This window comes from Streptococcus alactolyticus (assembly GCF_042649785.1).
Classification (GTDB): domain Bacteria; phylum Bacillota; class Bacilli; order Lactobacillales; family Streptococcaceae; genus Streptococcus; species Streptococcus alactolyticus.
Genome location: NZ_JBHRZX010000026.1, coordinates 1 through 16,069 on the forward strand (window position 1 = coordinate 1; position 16,069 = coordinate 16,069).

At 38.5% G+C, this 16,069-nt stretch carries 17 protein-coding genes; 8 read left to right on the plus strand and 9 right to left on the minus strand.

The window, feature by feature from the left end; all coding sequences use genetic code 11:
* Positions 1-82: 82 nt before the first annotated feature.
* Positions 83-424, minus strand: coding sequence for a hypothetical protein (locus ACFORE_RS05865; protein ID WP_235281155.1), 342 nt, complete (start codon positions 422-424; stop codon positions 83-85).
* Positions 425-529: 105 nt separating this feature from the next.
* Between ACFORE_RS05865 and ACFORE_RS05870 the strand changes: the two genes are divergently transcribed.
* A complete protein-coding gene (locus ACFORE_RS05870) occupies positions 530-742 on the plus strand; it encodes a YdbC family protein (RefSeq protein WP_154454164.1) in 213 nt (70 codons plus the stop codon).
* 39 nt (positions 743-781) lie between these two features.
* Here ACFORE_RS05870 and ACFORE_RS05875 read toward each other — a convergent pair whose 3' ends face one another.
* Both ACFORE_RS05875 and ACFORE_RS05880 read right to left on the minus strand, forming a co-directional pair.
* Entirely contained in the window at positions 782-1,336 is a 555-nt protein-coding gene (locus ACFORE_RS05875) for a biotin transporter BioY (RefSeq protein WP_235281156.1), read from the minus strand.
* Between the two features lie 98 nt (positions 1,337-1,434).
* Positions 1,435-1,596 carry a hypothetical protein gene (locus tag ACFORE_RS05880; protein ID WP_235281157.1) on the minus strand — a complete coding sequence of 54 codons (162 nt, stop codon included), beginning with the start codon at positions 1,594-1,596 and terminating at the stop codon, positions 1,435-1,437.
* A gap of 147 nt (positions 1,597-1,743) precedes the next feature.
* Between ACFORE_RS05880 and ACFORE_RS05885 the strand changes: the two genes are divergently transcribed.
* Together ACFORE_RS05885 and ACFORE_RS05890 are read left to right on the plus strand one after the other, a co-directional pair.
* On the plus strand, positions 1,744-2,382 hold the full coding sequence (locus ACFORE_RS05885; protein ID WP_373875643.1) for a type ISP restriction/modification enzyme: 639 nt from the start codon (positions 1,744-1,746) through the stop codon (positions 2,380-2,382).
* A 69-nt stretch (positions 2,383-2,451) separates the two neighbouring features.
* On the plus strand, positions 2,452-3,234 hold the full coding sequence (locus tag ACFORE_RS05890) for a TspO/MBR family protein (protein ID WP_167510345.1): 783 nt from the start codon (positions 2,452-2,454) through the stop codon (positions 3,232-3,234).
* Between the two features lie 64 nt (positions 3,235-3,298).
* Here ACFORE_RS05890 and ACFORE_RS05895 read toward each other — a convergent pair.
* Positions 3,299-4,443 (minus strand): IS3 family transposase gene (locus ACFORE_RS05895; RefSeq protein WP_380435048.1). Its coding sequence is split into 2 segments (ribosomal slippage): positions 3,299-4,197 and positions 4,197-4,443, totalling 1,146 coding nucleotides; the frame shifts between segments, so codons are not numbered across the junction.
* 131 nt (positions 4,444-4,574) lie between these two features.
* Between ACFORE_RS05895 and ACFORE_RS05900 the strand changes: the two genes are divergently transcribed.
* Genes ACFORE_RS05900 through ACFORE_RS05910 form a run of 3 tightly spaced genes read left to right on the plus strand, consistent with a single transcriptional unit; the run spans position 4,575 to position 5,930 of the window.
* The gene (locus tag ACFORE_RS05900) at positions 4,575-4,730 is read left to right on the plus strand and encodes a deoxyribodipyrimidine photo-lyase (RefSeq protein WP_235281215.1); all 156 of its coding nucleotides are present in this window, start codon (positions 4,575-4,577) and stop codon (positions 4,728-4,730) included.
* Between the two features lie 29 nt (positions 4,731-4,759).
* Entirely contained in the window at positions 4,760-5,509 is a 750-nt protein-coding gene (locus tag ACFORE_RS05905) for an AlwI family type II restriction endonuclease (RefSeq protein ID WP_380435049.1), read from the plus strand.
* On the plus strand, positions 5,475-5,930 hold the full coding sequence (locus ACFORE_RS05910; protein WP_380435050.1) for an AlwI family type II restriction endonuclease: 456 nt from the start codon (positions 5,475-5,477) through the stop codon (positions 5,928-5,930). The genes ACFORE_RS05905 and ACFORE_RS05910 overlap by 35 nt, the downstream gene beginning before the upstream one ends.
* Positions 5,931-6,285: 355 nt before the next feature.
* Here the strand turns inward: ACFORE_RS05910 and lysS are convergent, their stop codons facing one another.
* Positions 6,286-7,776 carry a lysine--tRNA ligase gene (gene lysS / locus ACFORE_RS05915; RefSeq protein ID WP_154454180.1) on the minus strand — a complete coding sequence of 497 codons (1,491 nt, stop codon included), beginning with the start codon at positions 7,774-7,776 and terminating at the stop codon, positions 6,286-6,288.
* A gap of 165 nt (positions 7,777-7,941) precedes the next feature.
* Between lysS and ACFORE_RS05920 the strand changes: the two genes are divergently transcribed.
* The gene (locus ACFORE_RS05920; RefSeq protein WP_154454181.1) at positions 7,942-8,844 is read left to right on the plus strand and encodes an HAD family hydrolase; all 903 of its coding nucleotides are present in this window, start codon (positions 7,942-7,944) and stop codon (positions 8,842-8,844) included.
* A 42-nt stretch (positions 8,845-8,886) separates the two neighbouring features.
* Here ACFORE_RS05920 and ACFORE_RS05925 read toward each other — a convergent pair whose 3' ends face one another.
* From ACFORE_RS05925 to pepF, 4 genes are all read right to left on the minus strand, one after another.
* A complete protein-coding gene (locus tag ACFORE_RS05925) occupies positions 8,887-9,504 on the minus strand; it encodes a histidine phosphatase family protein (protein ID WP_154454182.1) in 618 nt (205 codons plus the stop codon).
* A gap of 32 nt (positions 9,505-9,536) precedes the next feature.
* A complete protein-coding gene (locus tag ACFORE_RS05930) occupies positions 9,537-10,010 on the minus strand; it encodes an aminoacyl-tRNA deacylase (RefSeq protein ID WP_154454183.1) in 474 nt (157 codons plus the stop codon).
* 128 nt (positions 10,011-10,138) lie between these two features.
* Positions 10,139-11,020 carry a glycoside hydrolase family 25 protein gene (locus ACFORE_RS05935; RefSeq protein WP_154454184.1) on the minus strand — a complete coding sequence of 294 codons (882 nt, stop codon included), beginning with the start codon at positions 11,018-11,020 and terminating at the stop codon, positions 10,139-10,141.
* Positions 11,021-11,120: 100 nt separating this feature from the next.
* The gene (gene pepF, locus ACFORE_RS05940) at positions 11,121-12,917 is read right to left on the minus strand and encodes an oligoendopeptidase F (protein ID WP_235280765.1); all 1,797 of its coding nucleotides are present in this window, start codon (positions 12,915-12,917) and stop codon (positions 11,121-11,123) included.
* A gap of 226 nt (positions 12,918-13,143) precedes the next feature.
* On the opposite strand from pepF, the gene ppc reads away from it, so the two are divergent.
* Positions 13,144-15,969 (plus strand): phosphoenolpyruvate carboxylase, encoded by a 2,826-nt coding sequence (ppc, locus tag ACFORE_RS05945; RefSeq protein WP_167829245.1) that lies wholly within the window; start codon positions 13,144-13,146, stop codon positions 15,967-15,969.
* Positions 15,970-16,069 lie beyond the last annotated feature (100 nt).

A 16,069-nucleotide genomic window follows, 5' to 3' on the forward strand; every position in this document is an offset into this window, starting at 1 on the left:
GAAAGAGAGAACGAAGTTCGTCCTCTCTAGGTGTTAGCTTTTCATCTACCCACTACAGTTGACAAAGAGCCAAAAAGAACGACTAAAGCGAAGTCGTTCTTTTCTCTTGGTTGTGGTTTTCTTGTGATTGTCTGACTGTTGGCGGCACTAAAGTCAGATGCTTTATCGCATCAATCGGAATAATCGCTGAAATGTTGTGTTTAATATTTTTTAAAATCAATTTATTATGGGCAGTGTCCCATTTGACCAAATCGCCAGTAAAGCTTTTTTCCTCATAAATCGCATGCAAAGCCAAGTGTTTTTCATGCGCTTCTTGAATGGTTTGAGAGAGCTTGTGGAAAATCAGCTGGTTATCTCTAGGCTGACCTTGAAAGTCCATATAGGTTTTGGCGTATTTTTTTAATGCGTGAATCAGATTTTTCATAGTGTTTTACCTAAAAAATTGTTAAAATGATTATACACCATTTTTGGTGAAAAAGAAACACGCCTTGCTGAAGTTTTTACGAATATCATTAGTAGGAGGTCCTTTATGGCAGAATTTAAATTTGAAATTGTTGAACACTTGCTTACCTTGTCTGAGAGCGATAAGGGATGGACGAAAGAGCTTAATCGCGTGAGTTTTAATGGCGCAGAGCCTAAATTTGATATTCGTTCATGGAGTCCTGACCATCAAAAAATGGGAAAAGGCATTACCCTTACCAATGACGAATTCAAGATTATTCTTGAAGCTTTTCGTCAATAAAATGTGTGATTATGTTTAGAAAAGGCTGGGATTTTTATCCTAGCCTTTTTCGATTGCTTGAAAATATGGTAAGTGTTGCAGTGAGCGTCTTAAAGTTTGGCTGATGAGGCTAATAACGACTATTTTTCCTAATTCAGGAAGGAGGAAAGGCAGGACACCTGTTAGCCAAGCAGCTTTCCAAGTCATGTCAGCTAGAAAATGCAGCCCTATAACGCCACAGACAAATGCCAAGGCATCCCCAAGGAGATTGCTTATGAAAATACCTGCTAAAGACGAGTGTCTTTGACAAAGGTAAGAAGTAACGCAGGCATAAGCAATAAATCCCCACAAAAAGCCAGCTGTCGGAGTGACAAAAGCACTAATCCCCCCAGCACCCCCAGCAAATACAGGTAGGCCAATAGCCCCCAATAGCCAGTAAACAAGAATGCTCAAACTGGCATCACGAAAACGAAAGGTTGATGCTACCAGCCCCACGGCAAGTGTCTGCAAGGTAAAAGGTACCGTACCAATTGGAATGGTAATCTGTGACAGGACAGCGATTAAAGCTGCTCCAAATGCGGGAAAAACAAGGGTTAATGCTCTGTTACTTGACATAAAGACCTCTTTCTTTTTAAAAATAGTAAACCTATTTTAATTATATGGTTTACTAAAATTGTAACCAAAGAAATAGACGATGTCAAGTGCTGCATCGTCTATTTCTTTTTAGTGTTTCGTGTTCTTAAATAAAATGAGCAACCGATGATAGCAAAAGCAATGCCCAAAATGATAAAAGTACTTTTACGGGGTGTGTCTGCTAGTAAGCCATAAGCTAAAAAGATAGCAGCAGATAGGAAATAAATGGTGTGTCTAGACATGGCAACTCCTTTGATTGATGAATTACTCCTATTTTAGAATAAAGCGATGCGCTTTGCAATGGCTAAGATCAATAAACTAGTCAAAAACCTCTATTTTCTTTATAATAAAAATGAAACCGCAATCATAAGGAAAGAATAGGTGAAAACATGACAAGACTAGCGTATCGATATTATATTTTTGATTTTTATGGCACCTTTGCTTATGTCTATGGGCTACTTAATTCTCGTGAGTATCAGGAAAAGTATGCCAATGACTTGAAGAAAGACTTGGCTCGGATTCCGATTGTTAAGCATAAAGAAAAGTATGTTGAAGTTGGTAAGGCTTTGATGGACTTGCACCTCAACTATGAAGAAGTACCTGTCTATGATGATGTGGAGATTCAGTTTTCTGCTCAGCCTTCTTACAAGGTTACTAAGATGAAATTCATCAAAAAAGGTGACCGCTCTGCGATTGTATTTAATAACGAAATCACCATTAAAAATATCCCTGAGAAAGCTTATGAATATATGGTCAATGGACGCTCAGCAATCGAATGGATTATGGACCAGTATCAGATTAAAACCGATAAGAAATCAGGCATCACAGATGATCCGAATGACAATGCCGTTATGGAAAGATTCTACAATACGCTCAAACACGAATTCTATTATCTCTACAAGTTTGATTCAAATGACATTCTTGACCAAAAGCTTTATGAATTCGTTTATGGGAAATATAATCACGTAAGACCACATCGTGCAAACGGTGGACTTACACCTTATGCTGCACGATGTCGTGCAGCGTAAGAAATTTTATACACTAGTGTTACAAAAATGCTTGACTAGGTCAAAACATATATGAATAGGAGAATAAAAATGAAAGAAAGAAAAAAAGCAATTATAAATATATTACTATTATTTTTAACACTTGTAATAAATGCCCTCGGAGCCCTCGGCCTAATCAATGGCTATTCACAAAAAGAGGTATCTGACAGATATTTGACCCTGATAACTCCAAGCCCAACTACATTCAGTATTTGGAGCATAATTTATATTCTTGTAATTTTATCATGTATTTTAATGATAATTAGAAGTGATAATGATTACTATAAAAACGTTATAAATGGAATTACTTCGCTCTTCCGCTTTTCCAGTTTATTCAACATACTATGGATTATATCATTTTCTTATCTACAATTAGAATTGTCAGTTATTTTTATTGTTGCCTTTTTATTTTCGCTATCATTAATATTAGAAAAATTATTATCAATAAAATCTAAAGGGCATTTTATAATACCTTTATCATTTGGAATATATGCCGGTTGGCTTTTTATAGCAACAGTTGTAAACATATCTGCAACTTTGGTTAAACTCAATTGGAATGGATTTGGAATATCTGACACTTTGTGGGCTTTTACAATCTTAATAGTAGCTGTAGTGATTGTATTTCTAGTCAACGTAAAAAATAAAAACGCTGTATTCCCTTTACCGATAGCCTGGGCTTATTTTGGAATCAATAATTTTCTTAAATCAAGCCAAGGCTTTTCGGGATCGTATCCTATATTAGAAAAAGCATCTATAGTAGGGATGATTTTACTTATAATGATATCAATTTTTAGATTTTATAAAAACAATTACAAAATTATTCCTACCACTTAAACTTAGTTTTTCTATTAACATTGACCTAGTCAAGCATTTTTGTAACACTAGTGTATAAAATTTCTTACGCTGCACGACATCGTGCAGCATAAGGTGTAAGTCCACCGTTTGCACGATGTGGTCTTACGTGATTATATTTCCCATAAACGAATTCATAGAGCTTTTGGTCAAGAATGTCATTTGAATCAAACTTGTAGAGATAATAGAATTCGTGTTTGAGCGTATTGTAGAATCTTTCCATAACGGCATTGTCATATGGACAGCCTGCTTTGCTCATACTTTGTTGGACATAGTTTTTATCACAAAATTTATTGAATTCTTTTGCGGTAAATTGACGCCCTTGATCAGAATGCAGGATAATTCCTTTTGCTGGTTTTCGACGTTCTAGTGCGATTTTCAAGGTTTCCTTTGCCAATTCAGTATCGATATGACTGCTGTTTAATGATGCAACCACTTCACGAACGCAAAGGTCTATAATCGTGCAATTGTAACGCATTGTTCCATCTGGACGAGTTAAATATGTAAAATCAGTACACCATATTTTATTGGGTTCTTTTACATCAAATTCCCTATTCAGAAGGTTTGGAAAGATTTTATTGGCTGTTCCTTTTACATAGTTTGGTTTCTTTCGACGTGTGATGGAACGTAAGCCCAATTCATTCATAAAATGATGTATTGTCAGATCTGAACGAATGCTTCCGATACCCTTAAGATAATCGTTCATCATTCGGTATCCAGGAACTCCATTTTCGCGGTGGTAGATTTCAACAATTTTACGTTGAATCTCTGCCTTTTCCTGACGATAAGCATGTTTTTTGTTTTTAAGATAATTATAGTAAGCATTTGGACAGATCTTCATTCTTCTAAGAAGCCATCTGACCCCAAATGTCTGTTGATATTTCTGGATGAACTGGTACTGAGCTAATCGATGTCCTTCGCAAAGAATGCTGCTGCTTTTTTTAAAAAATCATTTTCCTTTTTGAGTTCTTCAATTTCTTTGCGTAGCTTTTTTGCAACTTCGTATGAATCAGATTCTTCCCGTTTTGTTGGGCTGTTATCGCATTCTTTGCGGTATTGCTGTAACCAGTATGTCAGCGTGCCTTGTCCAAGATTATATTCTTCGGTCAGGCTTTTCTTGGTTCGTCCCTCTTCCAGATAGAGGCGAAGAACCTTTTGTTTGAGCTCAGGCTCGTAACGATTGTTTGTCATTGTAACATCTCCTTGGATTATGTATGTATTTTACAAAACTATACACAGGTGTTACAACTTAATTATATCAGGTCACATATTTAATAAGATAATACAATACAAGCCTAAACGAATAGGCATAGGAGGGCAACGTGGGAAATTCTGTTTTATGGATAAGAAATGATTTTAGATTTCATGATAATACCGCGCTTATTAATGCTATCAATGACATAAAAGATAATGAAAATCTTATATTTATATATCATTTAGATCCTGAGCTAATAAAGATGGAACTTTTGATGAAGTAAAGTTTTATACGGTACTTTCTGAAGCTAAGGTGGCAGGGGAAGAAGCTGGAACTGCAAGGGATAAAGCACTTGCTGGGAGAGATAAATTAACTAGAATGCCACAAGCATTAGGCTTTTTTATTACACAGAGAGATAAGAAATTTCAAGTAACGGAGGCTGGAAAACTATTAAAAGACGAAGACTTATTTGAAGATGTTCTACTTCATCAAATTTTAAAATTTCAACTTCCCTCGCCACTTCATAAAGAGAGTGCGTCTAATGCAGGAAGATTCAGAATTAAGCCGTTCCTAGAACTTATCAGACTGATAGATGAATTAGAATACTTATCATATAAGGAATTAATGATTTTCGGAATGACTTTAACAGACTATCGTAATTTTGAGTCGGTTGTTGAAAGAATAAGAAAATATAGAAAACAAAGAGAAATAATCAAAAAGCAAAAGAAATCTTTAAGAATGTTTGATTATGAAACACAATTAAATGTTTTTAAAGAACTATATAACGACATTATCCAATTGGGTGACTTTAGGACAAGAGAAACTGAAACGAAAACCGCAGAAGAATATATGAAAAAGAAGTTGAGGAATTGGGGAGACTATACAGATTCTATTTTTCGTATCTTAAGAGCAACAGGTGTTGTAGTATTCAGTAAAGGAAGAACACTTACAATAAGTTCTGAACGAATTGATGAAATCAAATATATTCTAAAAAAAGTAGATAGAGAAATTGTTTGTACTGATATGAATGCCTATTTCTACAGCAGGTGGTGGGAAAAGTGACATAATTGGCGATTATGGAAAGTTTAATATCGGTATCGAGGTTACTCTTTCTACAGGTCAAAAACAATTTGAAATGGAAGGAGAGCCTGTAAGTAGGCATATTGGGGAAATGCAGGTGGAAAAACCAACGTTTGGTATTTTTATAGCAGATTCTTTAAATGAAACAGTTATAAATCATTTTTACACTTTATCTCATCAGAAATCAAAAATATACAATGGTACAGTTGATATCATCCCGATGGATACTAGAACATTTATTGAATTTTTCAAACAGGCAACTTGTAAGAATATCGAACCAGAAGAGTTGTACTCAATTCACGAGCATTCAATATTAGTTTCAAAACAAATGTTGATAGAAGATAAGACAGAAGAAGATTGGCACAATTCTGTCATCCAAAAAGTCTTTGAAATCGTGGGTTAATGAAAAAATACTGCGCAATATACTTTACAAAAACACATCCTTGTATATGTATGCAACCCAAAAGTTGCCTGAGTTATTTTAAATTACTTGAGATTTAATCAAATTATAGTCAAAAATAAAAAGCCTTCATAGGCTAGTGCTAAAGTTTTTCCAAAAATATACAATATTCCCTGATAAAACCAGGTTTTACGAAAAGAACCGAACATCTCATCTAGATAGGATACTCTAGACTTGAGATGTTCGGTTTTTGTTTTTTTTAGAAGTGTTTAGACTTCTTAATATTTGTCGTAAATTGGTCGTAAGTTTTGTTCTTTATAAACTAAAAACGTTGATTTATCAACGTTTTTAATCTAAATTATTTCATTGTTGGGAAGAGTAGGACGTCACGAATAGTTGTTGTATCTGTGAGGAGCATAACCAAACGGTCGATACCGATACCAAGTCCGCCTGTTGGTGGCATACCGTATTCAAGGGCTTCTACGTAGTCGTAGTCGATACCAGTCGCTTCGTCGTCACCAAGTTCTTTGGCTTTGGCTTGAGCTTCAAAACGTGACAATTGATCAATTGGGTCGTTAAGCTCTGTGAATGCATTGCCGTATTCTTTGGTCATGATGAAGAGTTCGAAACGGTCAGTGAAACGTGGATCTTCAGCATTTTTCTTAGCTAGTGGTGATACTTCTACTGGATGTCCGTACACAAAGGTTGGTTGAATCAATGTTTCTTCGACAAATTCTTCAAAGAAGGCGTTGATGATGTGACCAACTGAAGTGAAGTGTTTTTCAACAGGGATATTTTTTTCTTTGGCAATGGCTTGGGCTTCTTCAAGAGTCATGTCTTTCCAGAAATCAACACCAGTGACTTCTTTAATCGCATCCACCATGTGCACACGTTTAAATGGTTTGTCAATAGCGATTTCAGTACCTTGATATGAGATAGGACCTTCGCCTTTAACAGCTTTAGAAACGTGTTGGATGATACCTTCTGTCAAGTCCATGATGTCATGGAAATCAGCGTAAGCTTGGTAAGCTTCGATAGAAGTGAACTCAGGGTTGTGAGTGGCATCCATACCTTCGTTACGGAAGATGCGTCCGATTTCGTAAACTTTTTCCATACCACCAACGATTAAACGTTTCAAGTGAAGTTCTGTCGCGATACGAAGCACCATGTCAATGTCTTGGGCATTGTGGTGAGTGATGAATGGACGAGCTGCAGCACCCCCAGCTTCATTGTGAAGGACAGGTGTTTCCACTTCTAAGAAACCAAGTCCATCAAGGTAATGACGGATTTCAGAGATGATTTTTGAGCGTGTTACGAAGCGGTCAAAGCTTTCACGGTTTGAAATCAAGTCAAGGTAACGTTTACGGTATTTGGTTTCAACGTCTGTCAAGCCGTGGAACTTTTCTGGAAGTGGACGAAGAGATTTAGACAAGTGAGTGATGTGAGTGGCTTTGATAGTCAATTCACCCATGTCTGTACGCATGATTTCCCCTTCAACACCAAGGAAGTCACCAAGGTCTGCTTTTTTGAAAATTTGGTAGTTTTCTTCTCCAACAGCGTCTTTGCGGACGTATATTTGGATTTGACCATCACGGTCTTGGATATGAGCAAATCCAACTTTACCCTTACCACGCTTAGTCATTAGTCGCCCAGCGATAATAGCTGTTTGGTTAATATCGTGAAGCTCTTCTTTGGTCTTGTCTGCGTATTTGTCTTTGAGTTGGCCAGAAGTAGCTGTGCGTTCAAAGCGTTTACCGAAAGGATCAATCCCTTGTTCAGCCAAATGTGCCATTTTTTCACGACGCACGATTTGTTGGTCATTTAATTCTTCGATGTGTTCGTTTGACATGTTTCCCTCCAAGTAAATAGTCTTTTCTATTGTATCATAAATCAAGCTATAATACACTTTATTTTATCGGCGAAGTTAAGAAAGTGTTTTCGTGTCCTTGATTGAAAATAAGGCTAAAAAATAGTATAATATGTGGCGGTAAATAATTAGAGAGAAAAGAGAACCATGATTACTTCAATTGTTTTTGACGTCGATGATACTATTTATGATCAGCAAGCGCCTTATCGTATTGCGGTTGAAAAGTGTTTCCCTGACTTTGATATGAGCAAGATTGGCCAAGCTTATATCCGTTTTCGTCATTATTCGGATGTAGGTTTTCCGCGCGTGATGGCTGGCGAATGGACTACCGAGTATTTCCGCTTTTGGCGTTGCAAGGAAACCTTATTAGAGTTTGGTTACCGTGAAATTGACGAGGTAACTGGTGTGGATTTCCAAGAAGTTTACGAGCAAGAGTTGGAAAACATTACCATGCTTAATGAAATGCGCATGACCCTTGATTTTCTAAAAGAAAAAGGGGTACCGATGGGCATTATCACTAATGGTCCAACAGAGCACCAACTAAAAAAAGTGAAAAAACTTGGCCTTTACGATTACGTTGATCCAAAACGTGTCATCGTTAGTCAGGCGACTGGTTTCCAAAAACCTGAAAAAGAAATTTTCAATCTGGCTGCTGAACAATTTGACATGAACCCTGCGACAACGCTTTATGTTGGGGATTCTTATGACAATGACGTCATGGGAGCTTTCAATGGTGGTTGGCATTCGATGTGGTTTAATCACCGTGGCCGTCAGTTAAAACCTGGTACTAAGCCTGTTTATGACGTGGCAATTGATAGCTTTGAGCAATTGTATGGAGCGGTGAAAGTACTCTTTGATCTTCCTGATAATAAATTCATCTTTGACGTGAACGATAAGAAAAATCCAATCTTGGAGTTAGGCATCAACAACGGCTTGATGATGGCAGCAGAACGTCTGCTTGAGAGCAATATCAGCATTGACAAGGTTGTGATTTTGCTTCGTTTGGACAAACAACAAGAAAAAGTCCTGCGTTTGAAATACGCTAGATAATCTAAAAAGACTCTTGAATAGCTTTCAAGAGTCTTTTTTTACTTATTTGTAAGAGGTGTCATTCCATTTGAGGCATGAAAAATGCTCAAAATCTTCGGTTTCCAAAATGGTCAAACTACCATTGTCAAGGCCGCCCTTAGCACGTAAGACAGCTGGTTCATAGCCCAGCAAAGTCCGAATGGAAGCCGTGAAATTTGCCCCGTGCCCCACCAGTAAAACATTTTGGTAGGGTTTGTCTTTTAAAAATTTGACGAAACTTGATACGCGTTTGGTGGTTTGATAAACCGACTCCGCTTCAAAAATGCTGTTGTTGAATTTGGCTAGGTTGTGGCGAAAAGCTTGCATTTGATGTGGATAAATGGCGCTGATTGTCGCAATTTTGTTGCCTTCTAATTTGCCGAGGTGCCATTCTCGCAAGGCTGGTTCAAAAGTGATAGTTTGTGGGTGCTGATTGCGTGACATGATGATTTGACAAGTGTCTTTAGCGCGTTTTAAGTCACTGGAAAACACGGCATCAAAGGAGATGTCTTGCAAATAATCGCCTAATTTTTCCAAATCATGAATGGATTCTTTTAGCAAGGGTGAATCGCCGTTTGCTCCTTGAAAACGTCCTTCAAGGTTCCATTGGGTTTTGCCGTGGCGGACAAAATAACATTTCATAAGGTCATTCTCCCATCTAACACTCAGTGTGACTAAGCTAATAAATCTGCAAATTGAGCATCGACAAAGTCAGCCAAGACTTGGCTATCAATGCGAATAGAGCGTCCAACTTCCCCAGCTGAAACAATCATTTGCCCTAATGTTAAAGCACTGTTGTCAATGAAAATTGGAAAATGGTGTTTTTGGCGAATACCAACGGGGTTATTTGCCCCATGGATATAGCCTGTCGTTTTTTGCAGGTCTTTTTGTGGAATCATGCTCACTTTTTTATTGCCAGATACTTTGGCAAGTTTCTTTTCTGACAGGTGCTCAGTGAGAGGAACAATCCCAATGACAGGACCTGTCTTGTCACCAGTTAAGGCTAGCGTTTTAAAAATATCTGATTTTTGAATGCCCTCAGGCAATTCTCCCTCAAGAGCGTTAATCGCTAAGCTATCGTGTTCAATGTGGGCTTTATCTAAAATTTGGTCCACTAAGGTTTTCTTCATTTTTGCTTTTTTAGACATCATTACCACTTTCTAATGTTAAGAGTAGAAGCGCAGGGCTCCTTGTTAGGTTTATTATAATCAATCTGTTAGCATTTGACAAATTCCCAAGAGATCACACAAAAATAAGACTAGGAATTTTCCTAGCCTTATTTATTGCTATCTTCTTTGTTGTCACTTTTATTATTACTGCCACCAAACAATTTTTTGTAAGTTGATTTTTTGTCTTTGGTCACGGCAATTTGATTTAAATCTAAAGGCGAATTAAAGCCGTTAAGGTAACCTTGCGACGTGTACTGATGGAGGTCATAATCTAAATCGGTCTGTGGTGCGGCATTGTAGTAGCCAGAATCAGAACCATAAGCAGGAATCCACACGGCATCAAAGCCATCAACAGAGATTTCTTGCTCATCCATGAAGTAGGTTCCAATGTAAATCCCAACCTTTTCGGCACCTAAACGTTTGAGCTCTTTAAGAAAAGCTTGGACTCCCTTATTCATGTCAGGCATGGTCGCCTCTTCAACGTCAACCCAGTAAAAAGTAGGCTTGTAAGGCGAAGCATTTTCATAGAAAGTCTTGGCCTCTTCCTTCATTTCTTTGACGCTTCTTCCTAAAGCATAACTATAAACCGCTACTGGAACGTCTCGTTTTTGTAGTTCTTTGATGTGGGTCTTAAACGATTTATCAATCCCAGTGGTATAAGCGGCGTTGCTATCTTTACTAATTTGTGATCCCCCGTACACACGAACGATAGCACCAGAAATATTTTTAGACAGAGTATCATAGTCAATTTCGCTTGGAAGTTGCCAACCAGAGATATCGATAATCGGATTAAGAACAAACTCTTTATCATTGTCAGTATCAGAAGTTGATGTAGTGGTACTCGTGCCACTCAAAGTCGGAATAGAAGCCTTTGCTGAAATTAACTGTTGTTCTTTTAGACTGTCTGAGTGCGTTTTACCGATCACGAGAAGGAGCCCTAAAAGGGCGAAGAAAACTACAACAACAATAGGTTTTATTCGTCTTCTCATTACTCATATTTTAGCGTAAAACGGTTTAAAAATCAAAACAATACGCTTTTGTAATACAATTGTCATATTTGCAATGACTTATGGGAATAAATGTCTAAATTTATACTGTCATGGCTTCGGTGTAGGCGATGATTTGGTCAACGGTTTGGCTTAAAAATTGGATGGTGTCGCGGAGTGGTTGGTCAGTTGAAATGTCTGCTCCGATTAATTTAGCCGTGTCAAGCGGTGTACGTGAGCCACCAGATTTGAGGAAGGTTAGCCAGTCTTGGGCACCATTTGGGTTTTGCTTAAAGTTCAAAAAGCCAGCCGTTGCAATCACAAGCCCTGCAGAATAAGTGTAGCTGTAAAGTCCCATGTAGTAGTGGCTTTGACGCATCCAAGTCAATGCAGCATCGTCATCAATGTCAATGGCATCACCCCAAAATTGGCTGAGAACCTCTTTCATAATGCGATTAAGTTGCTCAGCTCCAAATGTTTTGCCCTCTTCAATAAGGGTGTAAACACGACGTTGGAAGGCAGCCTCTAGCAGATGCGTGATGAAATTGTGAAAATAAGTATCTGTCAAACGGTGGGCTAAGGCAAAGCGTTTTTGACGAGGGTCATCGAACTGCTGTTCCAAATAATCGCTCAGCAACAATTCATTGAAGGTTGAAGGGGCTTCTACATAATAAGTGGACATGTGGGTATTGAAGTAGCTTTGATGGTTGTCAGAAAAGATAAATTGCCCTGAGTGACCAATTTCGTGAATCAAGGTATAGACATCTGACAAACGCCCTGTCCAGCTCATGAGAATGTATGGGTGAACCTTGTATGGGTCTGCAGCATAGCCGCCTGAATCTTTATTGGCATTAGCAGCAAAATCCACCCAGCGCTCTTCTTGGTAGCGGGCAACTTCCTGACTGTATTCCTCACCCAGCGGAGCAACGGATTTCATCACCAAATCATAGGCATCGTCAATGCTGACGTGAGGGTTTAAATCGCTATCCAAATCCAATTTCCAATCAGCAAAGGTCATTTTTGACAAGCCATTCACTTTTGCCACGTGTTTGAGGTATTTTTGTGCAATCGGCGCAAACTCTGTCATAATGAGATCAATTTGGCGGTCAAACATATCGCGGTCCACTTCTTGTTCGGCAAGGAGGTAGTCAAAAACAGAGTCGTACCCCCGCATATCCGCCATGATTTTTTCAGATTTGACCTGTGCCAAATAAGCACTTGCTGCGGCATTTTGGTGTTTTCTAAGCCCAGCTGAGAAAGAGCGGAAGGCATTTTCACGAACATCAGCGTCTTCATGATTTTGATAGAAATTTTCATAAGTGACAAAAGAGTTGCGGTAGGTTTTGCCATTCACTTCAAAATCGTCCATTTCAAAATCACCTGCACGCATTTTAGTGTAAATGTCTTGCGGTGCGTTGAAAACTTCGGCCAGATTAGTCAAGGTTTTTTCGACTTCTGGTGAGATAAAGTGTTTCTTTTGGATTTTAGCTTGGCGAATGGCTGCGCTAAAATGTGGGTTGGCTTCTAATTCGTCCAAGATAGCCAAATCAGCAGTCGCAAGAGCCGTATCAAAAAAGCTGAGTGCCACATTAGCCTTGGTCATAAAGTCTGCCCCTGCCTGTGCGATTTGGGCAAATGATTCATCGCTGAAATCCGTTGTCTGCGGCATAAAAGCGTAGTTATCGATATGGCTCATCTCGATGTAAATCTGCTCAATCTCATACAAAGCACGTGTAAAATCATCAGCAGTTTCCAAGCGTCCCTCGTAATTGCGCTTAAAGACGTTAATATCTTCTAATGTTTTTTCAATACTTCGTAAAAAATCCTCGCGGTCTTGATAGAGTGCTGTCAAATCCCATAATTCATTTTCAGGAAAATCCGAACGTTTTTTCAATTCCATAGGTCATCTCCAATCATTTTAGTTCTTATCCTCAAAAGTATATCAAAAATCTAGAGCTTATCCTAGTAGCACAGGCTATACAGCAAAAAGATTTAAAAAATCAGAAAATTTATAAAAACAAGGATAATCATTAGAAAATGGGTTACTTTTCCTTACAAAAAGTGGTATGATATAGGGGTACGTTTGTAACAAAGGATTCCAATCCAAACAAAAAGGAGTGAAGAGAGTGACAGTCAAAAAATTGGAAAATAATAACACTCGGTCGATAATGACAGAAGAAGTCAAAGTGTTAAAACAAATCCTTGACGATACAACCCATCAAATGGTTGGCGATGAGGTGTTTGCCAAAATTCAAAATATCGCCGACTTATCAGCAAGCTCTGAATACGTCAAACTTGAAAAATTAGTAGCTCAATTAACGAATGATGAGATGATCGTCGTATCTCGCTATTTTTCAATTTTACCGCTTTTAATCAACATCTCTGAAGATGTGGATTTTGCGTATGAGATTAACTACCAAAACAACATGGGCAAGGATTACCTTGGCAAACTTTCTCTAACGGTTGACATGGTTTCAGAAAGCGACAACGCCAAAGAAATTCTTGAAAACGTGAACGTGGTTCCTGTATTAACCGCTCACCCAACGCAAGTGCAACGTAAAACCGTTTTGGAGTTGACCAACCACATTCATGATTTGTTGCGTAAGTACCGCGATGTTAAGGCTGGTGTTGTCAACCGTAACAAATGGTACACGGATTTACGCCGTTACATTGAAATCATCATGCAAACGGATATTATTCGTGAGAAAAAATTGACGGTTAAAAATGAAATCACCAACGTGATGGAGTATTACAATACCTCTTTGATTCAAGCCATCACAAAATTAACGTCAGAATACAAGCACTTAGCCGCTGAAAAAGGCCTTGATTTGGACAATCCAAAACCAATCACCATGGGAATGTGGATTGGGGGCGACCGTGATGGAAACCCATACGTTACAGCAGAAACTCTGCAACTTTCTGCCACTGTCCAAAGTGAAGTTATTCTTAACTACTACATCGAAAAATTAACAGGTCTTTATCGTACCTTCTCACTTTCTACAACTCTTACAGACATCAGTCCTGAAGTGGAAAAAATGGCTGAATTATCAACAGATAAATCGATTTATCGTGAAAATGAGCCTTACCGTAAAGCCTTCCATTACATTCAGTTGAAATTGATTCAAACCTTGTTGGAATTAAAAGCTGGACCAGGCATTTCACAACGTGTCTTGGAAAGCAGCAACAACATTAGTTCTGGGGTTTACACAAGCACCAACAATGCTAGTGTTGTCAGCAAGTATTTGCAAGAGAAATTCTCTCGCGTGTCTTCTGAACTTCAAAATGAAATTCCAAGCTACAAAACGGCCCAAGAATTTAAAGATGATTTACTCTTAATCAAGCAATCATTGTTAGATAATGGCGATGAGGCTATGCTAACAGGTGATTTCAGCGAGTTGCTCCAAGCAGTTGATGTTTTTGGTTTCTACCTTGCAACCATTGATATGCGTCAAGATTCAAGCGTCAACGAAGCTTGTGTGGCAGAATTGTTACGATCAGCAAACGTTGTGGATAATTACAGTGAGCTTCCAGAAGAGGAAAAAATCAAGATTTTGCTTACAGAACTGACTGAGGACCCTCGTACCTTATCTTCAGCAAATGCTGAGAAGTCAGAACTCCTGCAAAAAGAATTGGCTATCTTTAAAACCGCTCGTTACCTTAAAGACAAACTAGGCGAAGAAGTCATCAAACAACACATTATCTCACACACTGAAAGCGTGTCTGATATGTTTGAATTAGCGGTTATGTTAAAAGAAGTTGGTTTGATTGATAACCAAAAAGCGCGTGTTCAAATTGTTCCTCTCTTTGAAACCATCGAAGACCTTGAAAATTCACGTGGCATCATGGAAGAATACCTTGATTACGACATCGTGCGCCGTTGGATTGCAGCTAACAAAGGCTACCAAGAAGTCATGCTTGGTTACTCAGATAGTAATAAAGACGGCGGTTACTTGTCATCTGTTTGGACACTTTACAAGGCTCAAAACGAATTGACTCGTATCGGAACAGAACGTGGTATTAAAGTAACCTTCATTCATGGTCGTGGTGGTACAGTCGGCCGTGGAGGTGGTCCATCATATGAAGCCATTACATCCCAACCATTTGGTTCGATTAAAGACCGCATCCGCTTGACAGAGCAAGGGGAAATCATTGAAAACAAATACGGTAATAAAGACGTTGCCTACTACAACCTTGAAATGTTGGTGTCAGCAACCATTGACCGTATTGTAACACGCATGATTACGGATGCTAATGAAATCGATGAGTTCCGTGCAACGATGGACGACATTGTTAGCTATTCAAATACAGTTTACCGTGATTTGGTCTTTGGCAATCCGCATTTCTATGATTATTTCTTTGAAGCAAGCCCAATTAAAGAAGTTTCAAGTTTGAATATCGGTTCACGTCCAGCTGCTCGTAAAACCATCACTGAAATTTCAGGCCTTCGTGCGATTCCGTGGGTATTCTCATGGTCACAAAGTCGAGTGATGTTCCCAGGCTGGTATGGTGTCGGTTCTGCCTTCAAACACTTTATTGACGCTGATGAGGGTAACTTGGCGAAATTGCAACACATGTATGACAAATGGCCATTCTTCCATTCTCTCCTCTCAAATGTAGATATGGTTCTTTCAAAATCAAACATGAACATTGCTTTCCAATACGCTCAATTGGCTGAAGATGAAGACGTGCGTGATGTCTTTAACACCATTCTTGACGAATGGCAACTCACTAAAAATGTTATTTTAGCTATTGAACAACACGAAGATTTATTGGAAACCAATCCATCTCTTCGTGCCAGCCTTGATTACCGTTTGCCATACTTCAACGTCTTAAACTACATTCAAATTGAATTGATTAAACGTTTACGCCACGATGAGTTGGACGAAGATTACGAAAAACTCATTCACACCACTATCAACGGTATTGCAACTGGTTTGCGTAACTCAGGCTGATCATAAAGCAAGATGAAGCAGCACTTCTTGGTTAAGTCCAAGGGGTGTTTTTTTACTTTGGCTCAGACTTTGGCAAGACTTGCTAGATTTTTACTTTTTT

Coding starts and splice junctions, on each gene's coding strand:
- ACFORE_RS05865 (WP_235281155.1), bottom strand. CDS start 424: ATGAAAAATCTGATTCACGCATTAAAAAAATACGCCAAAACCTATATG.
- ACFORE_RS05870 (WP_154454164.1), top strand. CDS start 530: ATGGCAGAATTTAAATTTGAAATTGTTGAACACTTGCTTACCTTGTCT.
- ACFORE_RS05875 (WP_235281156.1), bottom strand. CDS start 1,336: ATGTCAAGTAACAGAGCATTAACCCTTGTTTTTCCCGCATTTGGAGCA.
- ACFORE_RS05880 (WP_235281157.1), bottom strand. CDS start 1,596: ATGTCTAGACACACCATTTATTTCCTATCTGCTGCTATCTTTTTAGCT.
- ACFORE_RS05885 (WP_373875643.1), top strand. CDS start 1,744: ATGACAAGACTAGCGTATCGATATTATATTTTTGATTTTTATGGCACC.
- ACFORE_RS05890 (WP_167510345.1), top strand. CDS start 2,452: ATGAAAGAAAGAAAAAAAGCAATTATAAATATATTACTATTATTTTTA.
- ACFORE_RS05910 (WP_380435050.1), top strand. CDS start 5,475: ATGCCTATTTCTACAGCAGGTGGTGGGAAAAGTGACATAATTGGCGAT.
- lysS (WP_154454180.1), bottom strand. CDS start 7,776: ATGTCAAACGAACACATCGAAGAATTAAATGACCAACAAATCGTGCGT.
- ACFORE_RS05920 (WP_154454181.1), top strand. CDS start 7,942: ATGATTACTTCAATTGTTTTTGACGTCGATGATACTATTTATGATCAG.
- ACFORE_RS05925 (WP_154454182.1), bottom strand. CDS start 9,504: ATGAAATGTTATTTTGTCCGCCACGGCAAAACCCAATGGAACCTTGAA.
- ACFORE_RS05930 (WP_154454183.1), bottom strand. CDS start 10,010: ATGTCTAAAAAAGCAAAAATGAAGAAAACCTTAGTGGACCAAATTTTA.
- ACFORE_RS05935 (WP_154454184.1), bottom strand. CDS start 11,020: ATGAGAAGACGAATAAAACCTATTGTTGTTGTAGTTTTCTTCGCCCTT.
- pepF (WP_235280765.1), bottom strand. CDS start 12,917: ATGGAATTGAAAAAACGTTCGGATTTTCCTGAAAATGAATTATGGGAT.